Here is a 24,234-nt window from a genome sequence, read left to right as displayed (position 1 = left end):
ACAGGTTTTTAAAACCTGTCAGGTCTAAAATCTATTATTTTTTATGAAACGTTGTAACTTTTTCAGCAATCCCAACAATTACTTCAACAGCTTTCATCATAGATTCTACAGGTACATACTCAAAACGACCATGAAAATTATGTCCGCCAGCAAAAATATTAGGACAAGGCAGTCCTTTAAAAGATAATTGAGAACCATCTGTTCCTCCTCTTATTGCTTTAATTAAAGGTTTAATTCCCAAATCTTTCATCACATCTTCTGCAATATTAACAATATGCATAACAGGTGTAATTTTTTCTTTCATATTAAAGTATTGATCTTTTAGTTGCACTTTAATAAGTTCTTGATGGTGTTTTTTGTTAAAGTCAGAAGCTATTTTTATCATTAATTTCTTTCTGTTTTCAAACAAATTAAAATCATGATCTCTTATAATATATTCTAAAACGGTTTCTTCAACATTTCCTTTGATATCATGTAAATGAAAAAAACCTTCATAACCTTCTGTTTCTTGAGGAATTTCGTTTTGTGGAAGTGCAGCAATAAATTCATTGGCAATTAATACAGAATTGATCATTTTGCCTTTAGCATATCCAGGATGCACAATTTTACCTGTAATGGTTACAATTGCACTTGCAGCATTAAAATTTTCATATTCTAATTCTCCAATTTGACTTCCATCCATTGTATATGCCCAAGCAGCACCAAATTTATCAACATCAAATAAATGAGCACCTTTGCCAACTTCTTCATCAGGAGTAAAACAAATTCTAATTTTACCGTGTTTAATTTCTGGATGCTGAATTAAATACTCCATTGCTGTTATTATTTCTGTAACACCTGCTTTATCATCTGCACCTAAAAGTGTTGTGCCATCTGTTGTAATTAAAGTTTGTCCTTTATATTGCAGCAAATCATCAAAATAATTTGGAGATAAAATAATATTTTGTTCTTTGTTTAAAACAATGTCTTTTCCATCATAATTATCAATTATTTGAGGTTTTACATCTTTCCCTGTAAAATCAGGGCTTGTATCAATATGTGCTACAAAACCAATTGTTGGTACATCAAAATCTATATTACTAGGCAAAGTTGCCATTATATAACAATTGGCATCTAAATCTACATCTTGCATGCCAATTTGTTTTAGTTCCTCTACTAAAACCTTGGCTAAATCCCATTGTTTTTCTGTACTTGGAAAAGCAGGATTGTGAGGATCTGACTCAGTATCAATCTTAACATATTTTAGAAATCTATTGGTAATGTGTTGTTTGTTAATCATTTTAATTTAACAGTTTTATTTTTTCTATATATCCAAAAGCGTTACATAATCTAGTATTCACTAAAGAATCGCCATACATTTCTGCCTTGGCAAGTATAAAATTTTGTTCGTTTATTTTGATGAAAATATGGCAAATTTGGTATGTAAATTTTCCTTTTTTTCCTTTGGATATTGTGTAATAAGAAGGTTTGTTTAGTAATGTTGTTTCTTCTGATTTTATTTTGATAAGGCTTTTGCTTAAATTATCTTGCTCTTGCTGTAACTTAAATGTATCATCAAATTTAATGTTTTGTTTGATGGCAGTTATATCTAAAAGTAACGTTTTTGTGAGTTGTTTGGTGGTATCTGCTGTGTAAATAGAAGACTGTTTATCATCAAAATACAAATTAGTTTTCCATGATTTAGGAATATCAACTGAAAAAATATTTTGAACGTCTGTTACTGTTTCTAAGTTTTGAAAGCTTTTGGTTTCACAATTAAAATCTTTACTAATTTCAGATTTTTGTTTACACGACAAAAATAGGAGAGATGCTATAATAAATAAGTGATATGCTTTCATAAGTATTTAAAAAACAAATTTACCTAATTTATTATAGTTTGATAATCTTTTTTGGAGAAACAAAACATAGGAAATTAAAAATAAGTGCCATTATTCTTTTCAATTTTAATACTTTTATAGCAATTATAGATACAAATCACTTTTAGATAATGAAAAAAGCGTTGGTAATTTCTGGAGGAGGAAGTAAAGGAGCATTTGCTGGTGGTGTTGCAGAGTATTTAATGACTAAAGAACACAAAGATTATGATTTGTATATTGGTACTTCTACAGGTAGTTTAATGGTTTCTCATTTGGCTTTGAGGAAATTAGATGTTTTAAAAAAAATATATACCAATGTAAATCAGAAAACTATTTTTAGTAACAATCCTTTTAAAATTAAAAAAGTTAAAGGGGAAAAAGTGGTAAGTATTCGTCATTTAAATACACTTTGGAATTTTATAAACGGACGAAAAACTTTTGGAGAAAGTAAGAATCTTCGAAGTATGATTAAAAAAAATGTTACCAAAAAAATGTACCATGAAATTAGAGCTAACAGCAAAGATGTTGTGGTTACAGTATCTAATTTAACTGCCAATCAAATAGAATATAAATCTATAAACGACTGTACTTACAATGATTTTTGCGATTGGATTTGGGGTTCTTGTAACTATGTGCCTTTTATGAGTTTGTTAGAAAAAAATAATTGTCAATATGCAGATGGAGGTTTTGGATCTTTAGTGCCTATAAGAGAAGCTATTTTAAGAGGAGCAACAGAAATTGATGCGATTATTTTAGAAACAGAGGTGACTCAATTTAATAGATTGCCAGCAAAAAACCCGTTTTCTTTATTGTTTGATGTGTTTGGTTTTATGCTAACACATGTAGAAAGGCATAATATTACTATTGGTAAATTATCTGCTTCAAATAAAGATATTAAATTAAATTTATATTATACCCCCACAGTTTTAACAACAAATTCTTTGGTTTTTGATAAAGTTTTAATGCGTAAATGGTGGGAATCTGGCTATAAATATGCAAAGTCTAAAAGAGAAGAATTAATGAGTGAATTTAGACCAGACATGCTTACAGATCAAGAAGTAGAGAACAACATATAGATAATTTTAAATTTTAAGGGTTTTAGTCTTTTAAGTCTACATACATTTCATTCGCAAAAGGTTTTTCTAGCTTAGAGTTTGTAATTTGTTTTCTTCTTTTTGGTACTGATGATTTGTTTAAAGCATTTGCAACATTATTAATGTAGTTGATGGCTCTGTTTAATAATGGATCAGATTTTTCTCCTAAAACACCCAAGTTAACGTTGTTAGAATTTTCTCCAAAATCCTCAGCTATTTCAGCATCAGGTTCAAAACCTTCAGGTTTATTTTCTCCTTTAGAATTTTTTATTTCTAGCACAATTGCTTGCATTGCATAGTTGTGTGTTCTGTTAAAATTAGCACCATTTTTTCTGTAATTATCAGAATCATATAAAGTAATTGACCCCACATGTTTACCAACAGTTTTTGTACCAATTAATATTACATCAATAAAAGGCTTTAATGCATTTATAACCAATTCTGATGCTGAGGCAGTATTTTCTGAAACAATAAAATAAACGCTAGAAAGGTTTAAGCTATTAATAGATTCTTCTAATACAACATCTCCATTTTCATCGATATTTCTAATTTGATCTGTAAAATAATTTTCAAGATTACTTGGTGGTATAACTTTCATTACTTTTTCATTCCAAACTTGCTGAGAAAAGATAGTTTCATTAGATTGTTTGGTAATCATGCTTCCTAAATAGGTTGCTGTTCTTACAGATCCACCACCATTATAACGCAAGTCTACAATTAAATCTGTAACACCATTAGCTTTTAAAGTTCCAAAAGCAGCATTAAGTTCAGCATCATAATTACTTGCAAACTGATTGTATAGTAGATAGCCTATTTTACGAGCACCCTCATTAAAAGTTTTTACAATTGCAACAGGGTTTTCTTGTAAATCAGATTTTGATAATGAAATAGAATTTCCATTTAAAACAGGGTTACCTTCATTAAAATTAGCCAAATTAATGGTGTAATCTGTATTAGAGCCAAATAATAAATTTCTAAAATTATTAGTTGTAAGTTGCGTATTATCAACAGCATTAAAAACCATGCCTCTTAACACACCTTTCGCAGCAGCGTCAGAATTAGGTACTACATATCTAACAACACCATAAATATTTGTACTATTATCTTTTTCAGGAAAAACAGCAAGTTCCATTCCATTACTTAAAGTTTGTCCTTGAAAAGAATTTTCTAAAGCTACATAATCATTTACAATTACAGAAAAACGATCTTTCGATTTATTTAATAAATTTTCAAAAATTTCTTCTGGTGAAGAAAAACTTTGCGAAAAGTCATTTAATTGATTTTGATTTCTAAAACGTGTATCTGCTAAATCGGGTTTATCACTTTGCCAATAATAATAAGCGTTTAATCCTTTCCAAACAAAATCATGCTCTACAATATTTGAAGGGATTTCATGCTCTTTAGTACAAGAATTTGTAAATATTATAATTATTAATAAACTTGTTTTTATAAATTTTCTCATATTGATTGTTATCTGCCAACTGTTTTTTATTCTGTTTACAATTTTTATTTATGTAAAGGTAATATTAATTAAATATTGAATTAAGCTTAGGTTAATTTTTTTTCCTAAGAATATAATTTGCTTTTATGTTTTAAAAATAAATCTTAACAAATACATTGTCAAGTATTTAAGGTTTTACTATATTTACAAATACTAAATTTTATTATGAAAAACTTTTTTATTCTTATTTTATTGTTCTTTTTTACTTTTTATAATTTTTATGCTCAATCTTTAGCAGAACATAAAGTAGCTATTATACTAATTGATCACACAGGAGGAGATCCTGAGGTAGATTTACCTTCATTAGAAATGATGAATCAGATTTTATTTGATTTAACAGCTAAAGGGAGTGTTGCTAGTTTATATAATGAAATGTCTTATCAAAAAACTGCATTTATTGGAGATTTATATGGTTGGTACAACATAGCACCTCCTGTTGATGGTACAAGTGTTGCAGAATGGAAAGAGATGGTTTGGCAATATGTGTATAATTTACAAAATACAGAAGGAATTAATTTTTCTAATTACGATGATATTTTTTTAATTAGAAATTCGGAACAGGGTATTTTATCAACTGGAGGCGCTACCTCTCAAACAGGAAATCCTTTTGTACAAGAACTAGGTATTAATATTGGTAGAGGTCAAGTTGGTATTACTAGTGCTAATTTTAGAGATCCTGATAGAGATGATTTTATTGAAAAAATTATAAACAATTCTAACCCTTGGTATGGTGGAGCACATGAATTATTACACTTATATGGTTTTGGTCATGATGGTTCTATAAATTGTGATAGTAATGTTTTCCCAGTAAATGAAGAGTGCTTAGCAAGTTTTACAGGTAATTATTTTAGCATAATGTCTAACAATGAATATTCAAATCATATTTCTCCATCTTTAAAAGCAAGTGTAAATTGGTTTAATAATTCTCAAATAAAAAATATTGTATCAGGTTATGGTAAATTATTTCCTTATGAAAAGATTGATAATAAACTTAAAACCATAAAGATAGATTTGCCTAATACTTTTCAAATTACATTTGGAACCAATAATATTGTGGGAACAGTTACAGCTTTATACCTTGAATTTAGAACATTTATTGGATTTGATAAAAAGTTTAAAAGTCTATATTCAGATGTGAATAGAAATGGTGTTTTAGTGACAGCAGAAGTAGAACTTGGTTTAGGGCATAAAACAAATATTTTGTTAGATATGACACCAAGTACTGGTAATGATGATCTTAAAGATGCTTTTTTATATAATCATCATGTATTCTCTATTCCAAATAATAGTATTGAAATAAAGGTTACTAGAGTATGTCCTAATCAGTTTGCAGAAATAAATATTAATTTAACGGCTATTAAACCTAAAGATGAATTATTATATATTGATGATTTAAATTTAAACCCCTTAAAAAGAGAGGTTGCTCTTGAAAACGGAATTACTGCTGAAATTTTTGAAGGGGGAGACTACAATTTACAATTAAAAAACCCAGATATTAAAAGAATAAGAATAAATGATACAGAAATATTTAATTCAGAAAGAAAAATAGAAAAATTTAAAGGAGTAATTAAAGAGATTAACTACCAAGAAAATAACTTTTTGTTTGCAGACTTTAAAGACGGTAGTTCAACTCACAATGTTTTTTTAAAAAAACAAAAAATTAATCCATGTATTTATCAACCAGCACTTACGCCTACCAAAATAGTAGATCAAAAAATACTTATATATCCTCAACCCTCCTCAGGTTTATTTAACATAAAGTTAAATAAAGAAAATATATATCAAAAATTAGTTATTTATGATATGTTAGGAAACATTTATTACAAAACAGATATTTCTAATCAATCTTTAATTTCAATCGATTTAAAAGATGTTAAAAAAGGTATCTATTTGATTAAATTTTTTGATGTTAAAAGAGCTGTTTTAACAAAAAAAATCTTTATTGAATAGTATCGTTATTCTCTTATTTAACATATGTAAATATCAAAATTGCTTATATTTAAATTTATTGCAAATTTGTTTAGTAATTTTAGGATGTATTTTCTCTTAGCAAATCATCTTCATTTAATAATTAAATTATATCAGTAAAAAGTTTTAATATATTTAATATCAAAAAAAAGATACATTTTATAAATATTATAAGTTTTATAAAATTTTTCGTTTTGTAAAAAAAAAACTTTTTGTTTTAAAAGAAGACCTATTGAATGCAAAGCGTTTTTTTAAATTATGAAAAGTAAAACTATTAGTTAACTGGTTTATAGATATTATTAAAAAAGATATATAAACGCAGAAACTGCTATTCAATAAAAAAAGTTTAAAGTGATTATTTTACAAAACAAGTTTTGGCATCACATTTGCAATTATTAACATATGTCTACTTATTTAGATACAATTAAAAACGGAACGAATACAAAATTAATTAAGTTTAAATCTAATAGGCATAGAAGAAACTTAAAAAGGTATTTTATAGCTGGTTTTATTCTGTTTTTATTTACTTTGTTTTATGTAAAGCAACAATATGATAAATACCTTTTAAAACAAAAATATCAACAGGTAATTAGTACTTTAAAGTTGTTGTCTAGTACGCTTAAAAAAGGCGAACAAGCAGTTGCAACTTTGTATACCTATGAAAACACAGTAAAAAAGATATTAAAATAACTATCGTATAATAAATAGAAAACAGATGAAAAAAATAGCCATATTAATAGTGTTAATTATTGCCCCAATTATAACAAATGCACAATCTTTTTTTGATACTTTAGAAGACATGGATGGAGTAAATTTGGTTGTGGTTACTAAAGATGCTTTTGAAATGATCTCTAAATTTAAAAATGCACAAGTAAACGATAATGAAGCCATAAAAGTGTTTCAAATGATACAAGAATTGAATGAGTTAAAAGTTTTTTCTACTGATAATGGAGCAGCTGCAACCAAAATGGATGGGATGATTAGTAGTTTTATTAAGACCAGAAATTTAACAGAATTAATGCGTGTTAAAGACAAAAATTCTAGAGTTAAAATTTATGTAAAAGCTACAGAAAATAAAGATTATGTTAGTGAAGTATTGATGTTTATGAAAGGGGATCAGAAAAATGCCGAAAATAAATTAAAAGCCACACTTGTTTCTTTAACAGGTAGTATAGATATCAACAAAATGTCTGAATTAGCAGATACTTTTGCTACAGGAAAATAGATAAAAACTACTAAAATTAAAACAATTTACTACCATTTTTAAAGGGAAGTAGCCTTATTATAGTATGTAGTTAACAGTGTTAGTTAACAGTTGCAGTGGTAAATTATCTACATTTTGTTAAAATTGATATTCTAATTTTTATTTAATTTTGGTCTTCATAGAGTTTTGTTATTTCGATTTTTTTAGGAGAAATTGCACAAAGTTACTCAGTATTATCATTTTTATGTGACTTCTCATTGCATTCGAAGTGACAATTTTGAGTTTTTTTTGAGTAAAGTTTAATAAACCTTGTTTTCTTTTCTATTTTACTGAGACTGTAAACTGAGACTGTAAACTGTGACTGAAAACTGAGACTGTAAACTGAGACTGAAATCTGAGACTGCAAACTGAAACAATAAACTGAACGCTAAACGCTATTTTAACTACTCATTAACGAACACACTATTTATATTTCTTACTTTTGAAACTTATGAAAGCACCATTTACCATGATTAAAAAAGTGATATTTTTCCTTTTACTATTGATAACTTCCTTAAGTTTTTCTCAAACGTATACAACCTACAAACCAGAAAAAGATAAAATTCATAATTTAATTCATACCAAATTAAAGGTCGATTTTAATTTTGCAAAAAAGCAATTGAATGGCGAAGCTTGGATCACAGCAAAACCTCATTTTTATGCAACTGATAAATTTACATTAGATGCAAAAGCAATGTTGATTCACGAGGTTTCTTTAAATAACAAAAAATTAGCGTACAATTATGATGACGCAGAAATTATAATTGACTTACCAAAAAAATATACAAAAAACGAAGAATTTACGGTATACATAAAGTATACTGCAAGACCAGAAAAAGTAAAACAAAAAGGATCTGCAGCAATTACAGATGCAAAAGGGTTGTATTTTATAAATGCTGATGGAGCAGATAAAAATAAACCTACGCAAATTTGGACTCAAGGAGAAACAGAGGCAAGTAGTTGTTGGTTTCCAACAATTGATGCTCCCAATCAAAAAACTACCCAAGAAATTTATATTACAGTTCCCAATAATTTTCAAACACTTTCTAACGGAAAACTCATCAACCAAACCAAAAACGGAAATAACAGAACAGATTATTGGAAAATGGATCAAAAACATGCTCCCTATTTATTTTTTATGGGCATAGGAGAATATGAAATTGTAAAAGATTCTTATAAAAATGTTCCTGTAGATTATTATGTAGAAAAGGAATATGCACCTTATGCAAAAGATATTTTTGGATTAACCCCAGAAATGATAGGTTTCTTTTCTGATATATTAGGTGTAGAGTTTCCTTGGGATAAATACAGTCAGATTGTTGGTAGAGATTACGTTTCTGGAGCTATGGAAAACACAACAGCAGTAATTCATGGAGAAAAAGCATACCAAACTCCAGGCCAATTAATAGATGAAAATGTACAAGAAAATACCATTGCACATGAAATTTTTCATCATTGGTTTGGAAACTTAGTAACCTCAGAAAGCTGGTCTAACTTAACTCTAAACGAATCTTTTGCAAATTATAGCGAGTATTTATGGAGAGAATATAAATACGGAAAATTAAACGCAAATATGCATTTGTTTGAGGATCGACAAGCATATTTAAACGGACAAGATGAAGATAAACATTTAGTGCGTTTTGACTATGTAGATAAAGAAGATATGTTCGATTTAGTAAGCTACAATAAAGGGGGAGCTATTTTACACATGTTACGTAATTATTTGGGTGATGAAGCTTTTTTCTTAGGATTAAAAACCTATTTAACAGAAAATAAATACAAAGCAGCAGAAGTTCATCAATTGCGTTTAGTTTTCGAAAAAATTACAGGTAAAGACTTAAATTGGTTCTTTAACCAATGGTACTTTAATGCTGGTCATCCAAAAATTGATGTTTCTTATGATTATAATACCATACAGAAAAAAGTAACCATAAACTTATTACAATACAATGTTACTGAGTTTAAATTCCCTTTGGCAATTGATATTTTTGAAGACGGAAAAAGAACAAGACACCAGGTTTTTGTTAACGGTAATGATGCCTCTTTTACATTTCCATACAATAAAGAACCAACCTATATACAAATAAATGCAGATGGTGTATTATTGTGTGAAATTACAGAAAACAAGGTTTTTAGCGATTATCTTTTTCAATTAAAAAATGCAGAAAATTATGCCCACAGCAGAGAGGCTTTGTTAGAAGTAGTTAAAAAACAAGAAGATAAAGAAGCTTTTGAAGCCGTTGAAGCTGCCATGAGTGATCCATCTTATAAAATTAGAATACTAGCTTTAGAAAAAATAGATTTAATTAATAAGTTTTCTAAAAAAGATGCCATTCAAAAAATAAAACAGATTGTTAAAAAAGATGAAAAAACGTTGGTACAAGCAGCAGCTATTGAAACCTTAGGCAAGTTAACAGATCCAACATTAAAACCAATTTTTGAAAAAGCTTTACAAAGTAAGTCTTACTCAATATTAGGAAAAGGTTTGGTGGCAATGTATTATATAGACAAACCATTGGCAATTGCAAAATCTAAAGAATTACCAGATGCTGTTAGAAAAATTTTAGCAACGCCTTTAACACGTATTTATATTGAAGAAAAAGACGAAAAAGAACTGCCTTTTATAGCCAAAAATGTATTGTCTGGTATGTTTTTAAATGGAGATGATTCCACAAAAGCCATGTATCAAAAAGCATTCACACAAATTTCTGAAAGTGATAATAGTGAAGCAATTCAGAATTTAGTAAATGATATGGTCGAAAAAGGAAATCAATACAAATCGTATAATTTTGATAAAGTGGTAATTAATTTAATGCGTAATATGATACAAGATCAAAAAAAGGAAAATACACCTAATAGAATTAGAAACGCTGAAATCATTAAAGAAGCAATGGCAAAGTTGTTGTAGGTAGTTTATATGTAGCTATATGTTTTTTTAGTTACTTAACTTATTTATTAGTAAAGATTATTAAATCAAACAGATGGCTAACCATATCAAAAAGACTTAAAAAATTATACTTCAGAATATGTTAGTTTAAAATTATTATTTTTGTGATAGTATCATTTGATACTAGCACAAATAAAGTATTCTAAATAAAATCTACTCTTCAGCACCATTGTTTTTAGCAATTTCTATCCAATGGTCTAAAATTTCTTTAGGGTTTGCACCCAAACCTTTAGCCAAATGCAAAGCAATAGCAATCATTAAAACAGATGCTTCTAACAATTCTTGATGTGTTTGTATGCTTCCAAATTTTTCTTGGGCTTTTAACAGCAGTATTTCATTGTGTTTATGTGCAAAAGTGGTTGGGTTATCAGTTTCATTGGTTATTTCAGGAATCATCAAACAATCTATCCATTCTTTACCAATTCTTTTCGCTAAAAATTCTGGGGTTTCGTTTCCGATTTTTCTCCAAGCAGCCAATGTTTTTGTTTCTTTAGATGCTGCTAAACCAGAATCTAATAACAATTCAAAAGCAATGTCAGCAATGTTTTGCATCACAATTAAATATTCATCTTGTGCTTTTTCAAAAGGACCTGTACCTTGTCCTTTTAAATAGGCACCAACACTTAATTTAGGCAAGGTTAAAACTTCAGCACAATCTGTTAAACAAGGAAATGTTTCACCTTCAAAAATATACTGTGCTTTATCAAATTGTATTTGACGACCTAAAGGATACAATCTGCAAGCTAAAGGCCTGCCTAAATGAACGCTACAACCAAAATTATCTACATATTGGCTACAAGCTTGTTGTCCTTTTTTATCTTGTTTACCATCAAAAAGCAATTGAATACCACCAAAATCAGTATACAAATCTCTAAATTCTCTAGGAGTTCTCTTTTTTTCTTTGCTAAAACAATGCAATTCCCAAGGATTTAACATTACAGCTTTCCCAAAACAACAAGTTCCAGATCTTGAGCAGGTGAGGGGCAATACACTTTGAGAACTAAGTTTTGTAGTTTGCATTTTAGTTGATGATACTTTTTACTTGTCAATATAGCAAAGAAAATGGCTGCTAATATAGTAAAAGTTGTTTTTTTTTAATTTAAAAATGAAAAGCTAAATCTGCAAAAAAAAAATACTTATTACAGGATGATGTTATAAACAAGTCAAATTAAAAAGGAGATCTCTTTTTTTATTCAAATTTCTATTATCTTCGTTTTTCTTAAATAGAAATTGAAATGAGTAGAAATATTAAAGACTATTTGGTTATTGGTTTAAAAGGAATGGCAATGGGTGCAGCAGATGTAGTTCCTGGTGTTTCTGGTGGTACAATTGCATTTATATCTGGTATTTATGAAGAATTGTTGGGTTCTATTAGTAACGTAAATCTTGGTTTATTTAAAACGTTAAAAAAAGAAGGTTTAAAAGCAGCTTGGACACAATTAAATGGTAGTTTTTTAGCAGCTTTATTTATCGGGATTTTTATAAGTATTGTTTCTTTAGCAAAAGCAATTAAATATTTATTAGAAAATGAGCCTATTTTGTTGTGGTCTTTTTTCTTCGGATTGGTCTTGGCAAGTATCATTTATATTGCTAAACAAATTACAAAATGGAATGCTATTTCATTTATCGTTTTAATTTTAGGAGCATTTTTAGCCTATTATATTACAACTTTAAATCCTTTGGTATCAGAAAGTTCTTCTTTACCCTTTCTATTTTTAGCTGGTGCAATAGCTATTTGTGCTATGATTTTACCCGGAATTTCAGGAGCTTTTATCTTAGTTTTACTAGGTGCTTACAAACCTATTTTAACAGCGGTAAATGATAGAGATTTAAAAACAATAGCAGTAGTTGGTTTGGGAGCAATTGTTGGTTTGTTAAGTTTTTCTAAAGTATTAAAATGGTTATTTGCAAATTATAAAAACTACACTTTAGCTGCCTTAACTGGTTTTATAATCGGTTCGTTAAATAAAATTTGGCCTTGGAAAGAGACTTTAACTTGGCGTACAAATTCTCATGGAGTAAAAGTACCCTTTAATCAACAAAGTGTGAGTCCTTTTTCTTTTGATGGAGATGCACAATTAACCATGGCAATTGTGTTAGCAATTGTTGGTTTTCTGATTATTTTAGGCATGGAAAAATTAGCAGTTCACAAAAAGTAAATGCAAAAACAAAGAACTTTTATTGATAAAGTTTACCTTTTTTTAAAAGGTTTGGCAATGGGTGCAGCAAATAAAGTACCTGGGGTTTCTGGCGGAACCGTTTCTTTTGTGTTTGGTTTTTATGAAGAATTAATTTACTCCTTTAGAAAAGTAAATTTAAAAGCGTTTAAATTGCTTTTAAACGGACGCTTTAAAAGTTTTTACAACTATGTAAATGGCTCTTTTTTATTGTTAATAATGGGAGGCAGTATTTTTAGTTATTTTAGTATTTCTTTAGTGTTAGATTATTTTTTAGTAAACTATGAACTCTATGTTTGGAGTTGGTTTTTTGGGATGATTATTGGCTCTATTTATTATATTGGTAAAGATTTTGGCGATTGGAATTTTAAAAATATATTTTCATTAATTATTGGAGTAGCTATTGGAATTGGAATCAGTTTTTTAACTCCTGCCACAGAAAACGATAACCTTTGGTTTGTTTTTGTTTGCGGAATTATAGGTGTTTCTGGCATGACTCTTCCTGGGCTTTCTGGTTCTTTTATTTTGATTTTATTGGGTAATTACGTATTGTTATTGGTCGATTCTGTAAACGTATTGTCTAGTGTAATTGCCAGTCTTTTATCGGGAGATTTTAAGGTGTTATCAGACCCAATTAAAGTACGTTATTTAAAAATAATTAGTGTTTTTACAGTAGGTTCTGCATTTGGTTTGGTTTCTATTAGTCACGTTTTAGGGTATGTTTTAAAACGTTATTATCAAATAGTAAATGCTGTAATTATTGGTTTTATTACAGGTTCTTTAGGTATTGTTTGGCCTTGGAAAAAAGCCATTTATTTGCAAGAAAATGGGCAGTTTTTAATTGATAAAAAAGGAAATAACATCATAGAAAATTACCAACGCTTTGTGCCTGATTTTTCAAATTCAGAAACTTGGTTTGCAATTTTTTATATTATAATTGGTATAGCATTAATTTTAGTAATAGATTTTTATGGGAGAAATAAAAAATAAAGTGTTTGGTTTGTTAGGAAAAAATATTGAGTATTCTTTTTCACGCGGATATTTTACAGAGAAGTTTAACAAATTAGGTTTAAAAAAGAACAAGTACGTCAATTTTGATCTTCAGAAAATAGAAGATTTTCCTGCGGTTATTGAAGAAGGAGGAAAAACTTTAGCAGGTATTAATGTAACCATTCCTTACAAGGAAGATGTGATGCGATATCTAGACAAGTTAGATACAACTGCCAAAGAAATTGGTGCTGTAAATACCATTAAATTTACAAAAAGAGGCAATTTAAAAGGCTATAATTCTGATGTTGTAGGTTTTGAAAAATCAATTTTTCCGTTGATAAAAAAGCAGCATAAAAGAGCCTTAATTTTAGGAACTGGTGGTGCCTCTAAAGCAGTTGCGTATGCTTTTAAAAAGAACGGAATTAAATGTAAGTTTGTGTCTAGAAAGCCAGAAGGTAAAAAACAAATTTCTTACCAAGATATTACTGAGAAAGTTATGGAGAAATATCAAGTTATTGTAAACTGTTCTCCTGTTGGTACATCGCCAAATATTGATAAATGTCCTGATATTCCATATCAATTTTTAACAGAAAATCATTTGTTGTACGATTTAATTTACAACCCAGAAGTAACTACTTTTTTAGCAAAAGGAAAAGAAAAAGGAGCTACGATAAAAAATGGCTACGAAATGTTACAACTGCAAGCAGAAGAGTCTTGGAGAATTTGGAATAAGGGGTAATTCTTGTTAAATGACTTGTTGTTTAGAATAAAGAACATCTTTTCCAAATTGAAAATTTATACTTAAAAAAGCAGCTATATAAATAGCACATTTGTTTTTTTTATTAAATCTATTACTTTTAGAACTAAAGTCTTATTTTAGCTAATATTCAATTAAAGCTATAAAAAGAAGAAATAAAATATATGTTCGAACAAACATTTAAAAATATAGACGACCTACTTTACAAAGACTCTGGGTCTGATAGCGAATTAGATTATATAGGTCAAACCTCTTGGGTTATGTTCTTGCGTTACTTAGACGAATTAGAACAAGACAAAGCAGACGAAGCAGCATTAAAAGGAGAAGACTACAGTTTTATTTTAGATGAAGAATTTCGCTGGCCAAACTGGGCAATGCCAAAAGATGCAGAGGGTAAATTAGACCACCATAAAGCAAAGACTGGGGTTGATTTGGTACAATTTGTAGATGGCAAACTATTCCCTTATTTGGCAAAGTTTAAACAAGAAGCAGACAATGCAAATACCATAGAATATAAAATTGGCGAAATTTTTTCTGAACTAAAAAACAAAATACAATCTGGTTACAACTTGCGAGAAATTTTAGAATACGCAGACCAACTTCCTTTTCGTGCATCAAGTGATAAACACGAGTTAAGCCACTTGTACGAAACCAAGATTAAAAACATGGGGAATGCAGGTAGAAATGGTGGGCAATACTACACACCAAGACCACTAATTAGAGCCATGATTAATGTGGTTGACCCAAAAATAGGCGAAAAAGTCTATGATGCAGCAGCAGGTTCTTGTGGGTTTTTAGTAGAAGCGTATGATTACATGTACAAACGCATGGAAAAAAACACAGACAATCTAAAAACGCTACAAGAAAACACTTTGTATGGTAAAGAGAAAAAGAATTTAGCGTATGTAATTGGTGTTATGAATATGATTTTACATGGCATAGAAGCCCCAAATATTATACACACCAATACTTTAGGCGAAAATATAAGAGACATACAAGAAAAAAACAGATACCATGTTATTTTGGCAAATCCGCCTTTTGGCGGAAAAGAAAGACCAGAAGTTCAGCAAAATTTTGATATAAAAACAGGAGAAACTGCTTTCTTGTTTATGCAACACTTTATAAAAAGTTTAAAAACAGGTGGTAGAGCAGCTGTGGTAATTAAAAACACAGTGTTAAGCAATACAGACAATGCATCTGTAGCTTTGCGTAAATTACTATTAGAAAGTTGCAACTTACACACTATTTTAGATTTACCAGGAGGAACTTTTACAGGTGCAGGTGTTAAAACTGTAGTGTTGTTTTTCCAGAAAGGAGAACCCACCAAAAAGATTTGGTATTACCAATTAGATCCTGGGCGAAAAATGGGAAAAACCAATCCTTTAAATGATAAGGATATGGAAGAGTTTGTAGCCTTACAAAAAACAAAAGTTGAAAGTGAAAAATCATGGAATTTAAAAGTTTCTGATATTGATGAAACCACTTTTGATTTATCTACCAAAAACCCAAACACACCAGAAGAAGCACCTTTACGAAGTCCTGACGTTATTTTAGCAGAAATGGAAAGTTTGGATGCTGAAACAAATACTATACTTAACCAAATTAAAGAACTAATCTAAATGATTCAACTTAAGAAATTTGGAGAGGTTTGTGATTTTGTTAGAGGTCCATTTGGCGGCAGTCTAAAGAAAAGCTGTTTTGTTGAAAAGGGTTATGCTGTTTATGAACAACAACATGCAATCTATGACCAATTTTCAGAAATAAGATATTTCGTGGATCAGGAGAAGTTCAACGAAATGAAAAGGTTTGAACTTAAGTCAAACGATTTGATTATGAGTTGTTCAGGCACAATGGGGAAAGTCGCTATTGTACCAAAAAATGTAAAAAGGGGTATTATTAACCAAGCTCTATTAAAACTCACACCTAAAGATTTCCTGGATGTACAATATCTCAAATATTGGATGAGTAGTCCTGATTTTGATGAAAGAATACAAGAAAATACTGTTGGTGCAGCAATAAAAAATGTGGCATCTGTAAAAGTTTTAAAACAAATTGATGTACCAATACCACCACTTGAAGAACAAAAACAAATCGTAGCCCTATTAGACAAAGCTTTTATAGCCATAGACCAAGCCAAAGCCAATATTGAAAAAAACATAGCAAACGCAAAAGAGTTGTTTCAATCTAAACTAAATAATATTTTTAGTCAAAAAGGTGAGAGTTGGGAAGAGAAAAGTTTGGGGGAATTAGGTAAAGTTTCTATGTGTAAAAGAATTTTAAAAAAGCAAACCACACCAGATGGCGAAATTCCATTTTATAAAATTGGTACGTTTGGAAAAGAACCAAATGCTTTTATTTCTAAAGAAATTTATGATGATTTTAGAAGTAAATATTCTTTTCCAAAAAAAGGAGATATATTAATTTCTGCTTCTGGCACAATTGGAAGAAGAGTAATTTATAATGGAGAACCAGCATATTTTCAGGATTCCAACATAGTTTGGATTGATAATAAAGAAGAATTAGTAACTAATGAATATTTATATCAGTTTTATGGAGTTTGTGATTGGAATCCGTCTAAAGGTGCTACAATTTCAAGGTTGTATAATGCTGATTTAAGAAAAATAAAAATTTCGTTTCCAAGTATTAAAAATCAGAAAGAAATTGTACCAAAGATGGTAAAGCTAAATAAACAAACAACCCAAATTGAAGCTAATTATGTTAAAAAACTAAAAGACCTAGAAGAACTAAAAAAATCCATTTTACAAAAAGCATTTGCAGGAGAATTGACACAAAAAGAAATTATTGCTTAAATTAGTATTTTTACTTTTATGAATACAAGCCAATTAAAAGCCTTATTAAATGAACTGGTTAAACAACCTAATGAGAGTGAGTGGGTAGAGTTTAAACACAACTTTCATTCGCCCCAAGAAATTGGCGAGCGTCTTTCTGCGTTGTCTAATGGTGCTTGCATTCATGGGCAAGAGTATGGTTATTTAATATTTGGTATAGAAGACAATACACACAAAATAATTGGTACAAACTTTAAAGCAAAATCGCATAAAAAAGGCAAAGAAGAATTAGAACATTGGTTGGCACAACGTTTAGACCCACGTATAGATTTTGAGGTTGTTGAGTTTGCTTATGATGCAGACAAACACATTTCACTTTACATTATACCAGCAACCAAAGAACGTCCTGTACATTTTATGCAACAAGCCTTCATACGTGTTGGTTCTATTACCAGAAAATTAGAAGATTTTCCAGATAAGGAAGCTAAAATATGGCGCAAACGAAAAATATCGTTCGAAAAAGATATTGCAAAAGACAACTTGTCTAACGCAGATGTTGTAAGCCTGTTAAGTACAGAAACTTATTTCGATTTAATGAAAATTCCTTTCCCTAAAGACCAAAATGGTATTATCAATCGATTTATAGAAGAAAAATTAGTAAAAAAGACGAAAACAGGCATTGCAATTACCAATTTAGGAGCCATACTTTTTGCTAAAAACCTAAATGATTTCGACTTGCTATCAAGAAAAAGTATTCGAGTTATTAAATACAAAGGAAAAAACAAGGTAGAAACAGAAAGAGAACAAATAGGTGTTAAAGGTTATGCTTTAGGTTTTTTTGGTTTGGTAAATTGGGTAAATGGGCAGCTTCCTGCCAATGAAGAAATTGGTAAAGTATTGCGTGAAGATTCACGCATGTATCCAGAAATTGCCATTAGAGAGTTAATTGCAAATGCCTTAATTCATCAAGATTTTTTAGTAAAAGGATTTCCTATGATTGAAATTTTTTCTGATAGAATAGAAATATCAAACCCTGGAGACCCTTTAATTACACCAGACAGATTTATAGATTCCTATATTTCAAGAAACGAAATTTTGGCAGATATTATGCGAAGAATGCGTTTTTGTGAAGAAAAAGGAAGTGGTTTAGATAAAGTTATATTTTACAATGAATTATATCAACTACCACCAATACAAGTAAAAGTACAAGAGCATAGAACTACTGTTACTCTTTTTAGTTATAGAGGTTTAAAAAAATTAGATAAAAAAGAGAGGGTTAGAGCTTGTTATCAACACGCTTGTTTAAAATATGTTTCTAACGAAAAAATGAGTAATGAAAGTTTAAGAGACCGTTTTAAAATTAAAAGCCATAATTATTCTATTGCTTCTAGAATTATAAAAGAAGCTTTAGAAACAAATGCAATAAAGGAAGATAATCCTGAGAGCAATTCTAGAAAGTATGCTAGTTATATTCCATTTTGGGCATAAATATTTCTTATGTGACGCTTATGTGATAATTATGTTGTTTTTTATTTTAAAAACCTGATAATCAGTACTTTTTTATGTGACGCTTATGTGATAATTATGTTGTTTTTTATTTTAAAAACCTGATAATCAGTACTTTTTTATGTGATGCTTATGTGATACTTATGTGATTATCTTATTTGATGGTTATTTGATTTTTAAAGAAAAAGAAATAAATGAACGAAGCACAAACCAAACACGATTTAATAGAACCCGCTTTAAGAAAAGCAGGTTGGGGTATTGTAGAAGGCAGTAGATTACGTTTAGAGTTTCCTATTACAAAAGGGCGTTTAATAGGTCAAAACAGAAGAGCAAAACCATTATTTGCAGACTATGTATTAGAATACAAAAACAGAAGAATTGGTGTTGTAGAAGCTAAAAAAAGAGACTTATATTACACAGATGGTGTTAGTCAAGCCAAAGAATATGCAGAACGTTTAGATATTAGATATACCTATGCAACCAATGGCTTGCGTATGTATGGTATGGATTTAGACGAAGCCACAGAAGGTGAGGTTTTTAAATACCCAACACCAGACGAACTTTGGGAAATGACCTACCCAACACCAAAAGAAGCCTATAAAGTAGAAATTGCTAATTGGAAAGAGCGTTTGTTTACCATTCCTTTTGAAGATAGAGGAGGTACTTGGCAACCCAGATATTACCAACAAAATGCCATTGCTAAAGTATTAGAAGCAGTAGCAGAGAAAAAAGATAGACTTTTATTAACCTTAGCAACAGGAACAGGAAAAACAGCCATTGCTTTTCAAATTGCTTGGAAATTATTTCATGCAAAATGGAATTTAAAAAGAGATGCAAGTAGAGCACCCAGAATATTATTTTTAGCAGATAGAAACATATTAGCAGACCAAGCTTTTAACTCTTTTGGTGCTTTTGATGTAATTGATGAAAATATTAAAGTAAGAATTAAACCATCAGAAATAAAAAAGAAAGGAAAAGTACCTAAAAATGGTAATTTATTTTTTACAATTTTCCAAACTTTTATGACCAATGCTAAAAATGAAGATGAAGAAGAAAACGAAGATGAAAATTTACCAATAGCTGCAGAATCGCCAATTGTTTACAATACAGAAGACTTCAATTTTGGTCAATATCCAAAAGATTTTTTCGATTTTATAATTATAGATGAATGTCATAGAGGAGGTGCAAGAGACGAAAGTTCTTGGCGTGAAATTATGAAACATTTTTCGCCAGCAGTTCAATTAGGCTTAACAGCAACACCAAAAAGAGACGTAAATGCAGATACTTATGATTATTTTGGCGACCCAATTTATACTTACAAGTTAAAAGATGGTATTAATGATGGTTTCTTAACGCCTTTTAAGGTAAAAGAAATACAAACCAATTATGATGAATATACAGTTACCAAAGATGATGTAATTTTACACGGCGAAGTTGAAATTGGAGACACATTTACGTATAGAGATTATGGTAGAAAAATTATCATACAACAGGTAGAAGCATACAGAGTTAAAAAGTTTTTAGAACTGATAAATCAAAATCAAAAATCGTTAGTTTTTTGTGCAACTCAAAAACATGCAGCTTTAATTAGAGATTTAATCAATCAATTTTCTAATAGTAAAAGCACCAATTATTGCCACAGAGTAACTGCAGACGATGGTAAAAATGGAGAACAACATTTACGAGATTTTCAAGATAATGAGAAAAGTATTCCTACAGTTTTAACTACTTCACAAAAATTAAGTACAGGTGTAGATGCGCCAGAAATTAGAAACATCGTTTTATTAAGACCTGTAGATTCTATGGTAGAATTCAAACAAATTGTTGGTAGAGGAACACGTCTTTTTGATGGTAAAGATTATTTTACCTTATTTGATTTTGTAAAAGCGCACGAACACTTTCAAGACCCAGAATGGGATGGAGACCCATTACCACCAGAAATTCCTAATGATGATGAAAGTGGTGGCAGAACCAGAGTTTGTGCTGTTTGTGGAGAAGCATCTTGTATTTGTGAGACACCACCAGAAGAAGCTTGTGCAGAATGTGATAATATACCTTGTGTGTGTGAAACACCACCAAGAGCCATGATAAGAGTAAAACTTTCAGATAATAAAGAAAGAGAAATAGATTCAATGGTAAAGACTTCGTTTTGGAGTCCATCAGGTAAACCAATTTCTTCTACACAGTTTATTGAGCAGTTATTTGGAGATTTACCATCATTTTTTACAGACGAAAATCAATTAAGAAAACTTTGGAGCGTGCCAAGTACACGTAAAAAATTGTTAGAAGAACTTAGCGAAAAGGGATACACAAATTCTCAGTTAGAAGATTTAAGAAATTTAATTCACGGAGAAGATAGCGACCTTTTTGATGTATTAAGTTATGTGGCGTATCATAAAGACCTTGTTCCAAGATTAGAAAGAGCAGGTAAAGCTAAAATTCAAATGAATGATTATAATTCAAAGCAACAAGAATTTTTAAATTTTGTATTAGAACAATACGTAAAAGAAGGGGTTGATGAATTGGACGATTCTAAACTACCAAATTTATTAGAATTGAAATACAAAGCAATAACAGATGCAAAACGTGAATTAGGAGATATTAGGTCGATTAGAGAAACCTTTATTGGATTTCAAGAATACTTATATCAAGAAAGAGCAATTTAGAATGAAAGCCAACGCTCAAAGCTATACACATTCGTAATTCGCTAAAGCGAATGCTACGTCAAAAATTGCAAAAGAGCATGTCTTTTCCATAGATATAAAAAGTAATTAAATGTAAAACCATGTATCTAAAAAAAAAGGGTTTTAGTGCTTTAGGCAAAGATAATTCATAAAATAAACGTTAGTTTTAATTAGAAAAGTTCTTGCTAAAAGTAGGTTAGATATCTTATATAAAATGGTTGATAATAACTATGAAACAAAATAAAAACTAATTAAAGAATGCGAATTTAAAGAAGTTAATAAGTTGGCAAACAAGCAGCGTTAGGGATTGAAACCTTTCGACTTCGCTCAAGACAGGCTTATCTTTTTTGCTTTTCGCAAAAAGATATAGTGTAAAGCCCGACCTTTTTAGGGAACACCCAAAATATGTGTGTAGATTTTTAATTCTTAGATAGTTTGCCAATTTACCAAGTTGTAACTATCTTTATCGACCTAAATTAGTACTAAAGTACAGACCTTAAACATTGTAGATATGTTAGATAATAATGATGAAAACGTTGAAAAAACGGAAAGTAAAGTAGTAGCAATTGAACCTGAAACCACTAAAGTTGATGAAGTTGCCAAAGAAACTGTAGCAGCAGTGGATGATACTGAAGATGCTGTGGAAGAGATTGAAAAATCGATGGCAGAAGATGCTGAAAAAGAAACAACTAAAGAGGAAGTTGCTACTGTAGATTATTCTAAATTATCTTTAGAGGAATTGGTAGCTGTGCTTAAAAAAACACTTTCTAATAATGCTGTTCATAAAATAAAAAGTGAAGTTGATGGTATTAAAAATGCTTTTAATCAACAATTTGGTGCTTTAATAGCAGCAAAAAAAGCGGCTTTTTTAGAAGAAGGAGGAAATGCTATCGATTTTCAGTTTTCGAGTTCTATTAAAACAGATTATAATGCGTTATTATCTGATTATAAGAAACAACGAGATGCATATTATAATGATTTAGAAAAGCAATTAGCTACTAATTTAGAAAAAAGACTTTCTGTGATTGAGCAATTAAAAGATTTAATTGACAATGCAGATACAGCAACCATGTACAAAACGTTTAAAGGGTTGCAAGATACCTGGAGAACAATTGGACCTGTTTCTAAAAATCATTACAATGATACTTGGAAAATTTACCATCATCATGTAGAGCGTTTTTACGATTTATTGCATTTAAGTAACGATTTTAGAGATTTAGATTTTAAGCATAATTTAGAGGAGAAACTAAAAATTATATTAAAAGCAGAGGCTTTAGCTGCAGAACCAGATGTTAATGTTGCTTTTAAAGCTTTGCAAGAGTTACATAAAACTTGGAAAGAAGATATTGGACCAGTTTCTAAAGACATGAGAGAGACTGTTTGGCAAAAATTTAGTGAAGTGACTAAGGTAATTCATGATAGAAGGCACGATCATTTTAGAGAAATGCGTTCTAAATATCAAGAAATTATAGAGCAGAAATTAGTGGTTGTAGAAAAGCTAAATGCTTATGATACTTCTACTAATAAAACGCACAACGATTGGCAAAAAAGTATTAAAGAGGTTGAGGCTTTAAGGCAAGAGTATTTTAATGCAGGGAAACTGCCATACTCTAAAAGTGAAGAGGTTTGGCAAAAATTTAAAGCAGCTACTAAAAAATTTAATAGTGCTAAAAATGTGTTTTACAAGCACGAAAAAAGTGAACAACAAGATAATTTAAAGAAAAAAATTGAGTTGATTGAGTTGGCAGAGTCTTTAAAAGATAGTGAAGACTGGGAGTCTGCCACAAATACGTTGAAGAAAATTCAGGCAGATTGGAAAAAAATTGGTCATGTACCACGTAAATTTTCAGATGATATTTGGAAACGTTTTAAAGCAGCTTGTAATCATTATTTTGATAGATTTCACGCTCAAAAAAATGCACTTAACAAAGAGCAACAAGCAGTTGTAGATGCTAAAAAAGCCTTTTTAGAAACGGTTAAAGAGTTAAAAGAACCAACAAAAGAGAAGATTTTTGAAATTATTAATACTTGGAAAACTTTAGGGATTTTACCAAGAGATGCAAGGCATGTTGATAGTAAATTTAACAAATTAATTGACAGAGCTTTAGGTAGTTTAGATTTGGATAAAGAGGAAATTAGCATGTTAAAATTTACACATGTTGTAGATAGTTTAGCAGAAGCGAAAGATGTTAGAAAATTAGATTCTGAACAATTATTTATTAGAAAGAAGATTGATGAGGTTGTGAAAGAGATTCAGCAATTAGAAAATAATTTAGGTTTCTTTTCGAATGCGAAAGATGATAATCCTTTGGTGTTGAATGTGAAAAATAGTGTAGCAGCTTTTAAAGAAGATTTAGCCATCTGGAAAAAGAAGTTGAGCTATATTAAGAAGTTAGATTATTAAGAAAGGTTTATTACAATTACCTGTTTTTACAAATTTATTTGTAGTCTGTCTTTCCTGCGAAGGCAGGAATCTAAAGTAGGTTATTTAATATAGATTCCTTAATTATAAGGATTCACAAAAATTATTTAGAATAAATATTCTTATTTTACATATTTTAAACAAAAAACTCGAGGCAAAGCTTCGAGTTTTTTTAAGACACAATTTGTGACGTTAAAATTAATTTAACAGATATAAAAGAAAATTAGGCACTTTCAGAAGTAGTACATTAAATTACTTTCAAGATTAAAAAAGGACACAAAAATCACATTTTTTGTGTCC

At 29.6% G+C, this 24,234-nt stretch carries 17 protein-coding genes; 13 read left to right on the top strand and 4 right to left on the bottom strand.

The features are described from left to right. Positions 1 to 34: 34 nt before the first annotated feature. Both pepT and Q0731_RS10280 read right to left on the bottom strand, forming a co-directional pair. On the bottom strand, positions 35 to 1,279 hold the full coding sequence (gene pepT / locus Q0731_RS10285) for a peptidase T (RefSeq protein WP_299063610.1): 1,245 nt from the start codon (positions 1,277 to 1,279) through the stop codon (positions 35 to 37). 1 nt (position 1,280) lies between these two features. Beyond that, positions 1,281 to 1,838: a hypothetical protein gene (locus Q0731_RS10280; protein WP_299063607.1), complete on the bottom strand. Its 558-nt coding sequence runs from the start codon at positions 1,836 to 1,838 to the stop codon at positions 1,281 to 1,283. A 149-nt stretch (positions 1,839 to 1,987) separates the two neighbouring features. Here Q0731_RS10280 and Q0731_RS10275 point away from each other — a divergent pair, with 149 nt between their 5' ends. Further along, entirely contained in the window at positions 1,988 to 2,932 is a 945-nt protein-coding gene (locus Q0731_RS10275; RefSeq protein ID WP_299063604.1) for a patatin-like phospholipase family protein, read from the top strand. A 22-nt stretch (positions 2,933 to 2,954) separates the two neighbouring features. Here the strand turns inward: Q0731_RS10275 and Q0731_RS10270 are convergent, their stop codons facing one another. After that, entirely contained in the window at positions 2,955 to 4,412 is a 1,458-nt protein-coding gene (locus Q0731_RS10270) for a S41 family peptidase (protein ID WP_299063601.1), read from the bottom strand. A gap of 204 nt (positions 4,413 to 4,616) precedes the next feature. Here Q0731_RS10270 and Q0731_RS10265 point away from each other — a divergent pair, with 204 nt between their 5' ends. The 4 genes from Q0731_RS10265 to Q0731_RS10250 all read left to right on the top strand — a co-directional run bounded on the left by Q0731_RS10265 (position 4,617) and on the right by Q0731_RS10250 (position 10,570). Beyond that, entirely contained in the window at positions 4,617 to 6,401 is a 1,785-nt protein-coding gene (locus Q0731_RS10265) for a T9SS type A sorting domain-containing protein (RefSeq protein WP_299063598.1), read from the top strand. Between the two features lie 420 nt (positions 6,402 to 6,821). Continuing rightward, a complete protein-coding gene (locus Q0731_RS10260) occupies positions 6,822 to 7,109 on the top strand; it encodes a hypothetical protein (protein WP_299063595.1) in 288 nt (95 codons plus the stop codon). Positions 7,110 to 7,134: 25 nt separating this feature from the next. After that, the gene (locus Q0731_RS10255; protein WP_299063592.1) at positions 7,135 to 7,644 is read left to right on the top strand and encodes a DUF4252 domain-containing protein; all 510 of its coding nucleotides are present in this window, start codon (positions 7,135 to 7,137) and stop codon (positions 7,642 to 7,644) included. A 469-nt stretch (positions 7,645 to 8,113) separates the two neighbouring features. Next, positions 8,114 to 10,570 carry a M1 family metallopeptidase gene (locus Q0731_RS10250; protein ID WP_299063589.1) on the top strand — a complete coding sequence of 819 codons (2,457 nt, stop codon included), beginning with the start codon at positions 8,114 to 8,116 and terminating at the stop codon, positions 10,568 to 10,570. Positions 10,571 to 10,762: 192 nt separating this feature from the next. Here the strand turns inward: Q0731_RS10250 and Q0731_RS10245 are convergent, their stop codons facing one another. After that, the gene (locus tag Q0731_RS10245; protein WP_299063586.1) at positions 10,763 to 11,629 is read right to left on the bottom strand and encodes a YkgJ family cysteine cluster protein; all 867 of its coding nucleotides are present in this window, start codon (positions 11,627 to 11,629) and stop codon (positions 10,763 to 10,765) included. Positions 11,630 to 11,844: 215 nt separating this feature from the next. Here Q0731_RS10245 and Q0731_RS10240 point away from each other — a divergent pair, with 215 nt between their 5' ends. From Q0731_RS10240 to Q0731_RS10205, 8 genes are all read left to right on the top strand, one after another. After that, a complete protein-coding gene (locus tag Q0731_RS10240) occupies positions 11,845 to 12,768 on the top strand; it encodes a DUF368 domain-containing protein (RefSeq protein ID WP_299063583.1) in 924 nt (307 codons plus the stop codon). Next, positions 12,769 to 13,776 carry a DUF368 domain-containing protein gene (locus Q0731_RS10235; RefSeq protein WP_299063580.1) on the top strand — a complete coding sequence of 336 codons (1,008 nt, stop codon included), beginning with the start codon at positions 12,769 to 12,771 and terminating at the stop codon, positions 13,774 to 13,776. Then, complete coding sequence (locus Q0731_RS10230) at positions 13,757 to 14,515, top strand: shikimate dehydrogenase (RefSeq protein ID WP_299063577.1); 759 nt, start codon at positions 13,757 to 13,759, stop codon at positions 14,513 to 14,515. Before Q0731_RS10235 ends, Q0731_RS10230 begins: the two co-directional genes overlap by 20 nt. A gap of 182 nt (positions 14,516 to 14,697) precedes the next feature. Further along, positions 14,698 to 16,152: an N-6 DNA methylase gene (locus tag Q0731_RS10225; protein ID WP_299063572.1), complete on the top strand. Its 1,455-nt coding sequence runs from the start codon at positions 14,698 to 14,700 to the stop codon at positions 16,150 to 16,152. Continuing rightward, a complete protein-coding gene (locus Q0731_RS10220) occupies positions 16,153 to 17,343 on the top strand; it encodes a restriction endonuclease subunit S (RefSeq protein WP_299063569.1) in 1,191 nt (396 codons plus the stop codon). It begins immediately after the preceding gene. A gap of 18 nt (positions 17,344 to 17,361) precedes the next feature. Continuing rightward, complete coding sequence (locus Q0731_RS10215) at positions 17,362 to 18,810, top strand: RNA-binding domain-containing protein (protein WP_299063566.1); 1,449 nt, start codon at positions 17,362 to 17,364, stop codon at positions 18,808 to 18,810. 212 nt (positions 18,811 to 19,022) lie between these two features. Further along, entirely contained in the window at positions 19,023 to 21,494 is a 2,472-nt protein-coding gene (gene hsdR / locus Q0731_RS10210) for an EcoAI/FtnUII family type I restriction enzme subunit R (RefSeq protein WP_299063564.1), read from the top strand. Positions 21,495 to 22,023: 529 nt separating this feature from the next. Next, a complete protein-coding gene (locus Q0731_RS10205; protein WP_299063561.1) occupies positions 22,024 to 23,916 on the top strand; it encodes a DUF349 domain-containing protein in 1,893 nt (630 codons plus the stop codon). Positions 23,917 to 24,234 lie beyond the last annotated feature (318 nt).

It is taken from the genome of uncultured Polaribacter sp., from assembly GCF_947497695.1.
GTDB lineage: Bacteria > Bacteroidota > Bacteroidia > Flavobacteriales > Flavobacteriaceae > Polaribacter.
The sequence above is the reverse complement of the archived record's forward strand: the minus strand, read 5'-3'. Positions and strand labels throughout refer to the sequence as shown.